This is a genomic window from Butyricicoccus sp. OF27-2pH9A (assembly GCF_027693185.1).
GTDB lineage: Bacteria > Bacillota > Clostridia > Oscillospirales > Butyricicoccaceae > Agathobaculum > Agathobaculum butyriciproducens.
Genome location: NZ_JAQEXK010000050.1, coordinates 1 through 1,608 on the forward strand (window position 1 = coordinate 1; position 1,608 = coordinate 1,608).

The following is a 1,608-nucleotide window of genomic DNA, read 5'->3' on the forward strand; positions in this document are numbered from 1 at the left end:
AAAACCTGCAAAGGAAAGTCAAGGGGGAAAGAAATAGTTTTTTAAGAATGAAAAAATGGTATGAGAAATTAAGCCACCGCACCCGAGATTTTTGCGCTGACCAAATAAAGCAAAGATGCCTTCAGATTAAGATATGTTTTCAAGGGTGATCAGATATTCTTTCACACGAGCGTAATAGATGCGCAAGAACTTATTGCAGCCAGCAACCATGTAAACGTAATAATGTTTCCCTTCAGCACGTTTTCGGTCAAGAAACTGGTAGACAGCATCATCAGACGGAGAATTTTTTAGAATGCTTTTCATGACTTGAAAGAGTGCTTTTCGCAAAGCCGGTGAACCACGCTTAGATATGCTTCGACTGGCGGACTCAAAGACACCGGATTGAAACGGGGGTGCATCTACTCCAGCGAAAGCCACGAGGGCACCCTTGTGGGAAAAGCGGCGTACATCTCCAATTTCCGCTATGAGCTGAGGCCCCAAAGTCTCTCCAACACCACTCATGGCAAGAACAACAGGGTACTCCGGCAAAGATGCAGCCAACTGCTGCATCTGTCTGCGCAGCTCGGCCAGTGAGACAGAAACAAAGTTCAGTTGGGAGATGGCCTGAACGATTAAAGCCTTCGTTTGTGTCGTAGGCGGCAGCGTAGCGACCTGATTCAAGGCAAGCTCATAGAGTGCAGACGCCTTGCTATCACTGCGATTATATCCATGCTTTTGGCACCATTTGCTGTACTGGGTGGTAAATTTTGCTCTGCTCATAGAAGAAACGATCTCACAGTGCCAGAATTTTTCTGCGAAGTCAACCCATTTTTCGTGCCCATCTGCTCTCACAGGACTGGTAAACATCTCGTTCAAACCCGAGAAAGTCTGATCAAGGATTGCAATCAGGTTGTTTTTCAAAGACACTTTTAGTTTCATGTACTGATTATACTGGCGATTACAGGTTTTCAATAGCAATCGGGTTTCGTCCTCCGGTGTGTACCGCTTAAGAGAGATCCAGTTGGAAAGACCATAATTGGCAATTTTGATTGCATCGGCTCTATCAGTTTTGACTTTACGAATTGAGTTGTTTCCAAAATCATGTATGAGTTTCGCGTGGACAACACCCACAAAGAAGCCGGCCTCGACGAGATACCGGGCTATGGGCTGATAATAACGGCCTGTGAACTCCATGATAATCCGAACTTCGCCGTCCAGACCACGCAGAAGATCTGACAGATCTTTAAGCTCATTGGCCGTGTGGTGAACTTCAAACGGTTTTACCACGAGTTCTCCAAGTGGCCGCATAACAGCAACCATACTTTTCCCTTTGGAAACATCGATTCCTACAGCATTCATTAGCATTCCTCCAAGCAAAAGAAATATCTGTAATGTGGCGACCATCGTTTTCTCATTGCCGATTCTATTTGCTTGGTAAACCGAGCGCAAAGCCCAACCTGCTTAAACCGAACGCTGCAATAAGAGGATGGCTGACAGTTTTATTTACGGACGTGGATAGTCCAGAGTCAAGCTTGCCAGGCCAATTACTCCTCTTATTGTAGCTTAGGCATGAGATAGAGCAAGGCACGGCTGGCTGCCGCGCCTTGTCCGTAAACTTATATTAGCAAA

General features: G+C 45.8%; 1 protein-coding gene. It reads right to left on the bottom strand.

Going from position 1 to position 1,608, the window contains the following annotated elements; genetic code table 11:
- Positions 1-126: 126 nt before the first annotated feature.
- Positions 127-1,338 carry an IS110 family transposase gene (locus tag PG722_RS13915; RefSeq protein ID WP_117555181.1) on the bottom strand — a complete coding sequence of 404 codons (1,212 nt, stop codon included), beginning with the start codon at positions 1,336-1,338 and terminating at the stop codon, positions 127-129.
- Between the last annotated feature and the right edge of the window lie 270 nt (positions 1,339-1,608).

Excerpts from the sequence above, each read along its gene's own strand:
- PG722_RS13915 (WP_117555181.1), bottom strand. The coding sequence starts at position 1,338 with ATGAATGCTGTAGGAATCGATGTTTCCAAAGGGAAAAGTATGGTTGCT.